Source organism: Rugamonas aquatica (genome assembly GCF_009380215.1).
Lineage (GTDB): Bacteria > Pseudomonadota > Gammaproteobacteria > Burkholderiales > Burkholderiaceae_D > Rugamonas > Rugamonas aquatica_B.
This window is the reverse complement of the sequence record NZ_WHUG01000063.1, coordinates 1-271: the sequence shown is the minus strand read 5'-3', so window position 1 is coordinate 271 and position 271 is coordinate 1. Positions and strand designations below refer to the sequence as shown.

Here is a 271-nt window from a genome sequence, read left to right as displayed (position 1 = left end):
GGTCCAGACTCCTACGGGAGGCAGCAGTGGGGAATTTTGGACAATGGGCGCAAGCCTGATCCAGCAATGCCGCGTGAGTGAAGAAGGCCTTCGGGTTGTAAAGCTCTTTTGTCAGGGAAGAAACGGTGAGCTCTAATACAGTTTGCTAATGACGGTACCTGAAGAATAAGCACCGGCTAACTACGTGCCAGCAGCCGCGGTAATACGTAGGGTGCAAGCGTTAATCGGAATTACTGGGCGTAAAGCGTGCGCAGGCGGTTTTGTAAGTCTG

1 rRNA gene is annotated in these 271 nt (G+C 52.8%); it reads left to right on the top strand.

The annotated features are described in order from the left end of the window. A 16S ribosomal RNA gene (locus GEV02_RS33950) occupies positions 1-271 on the top strand; the annotation flags it as partial.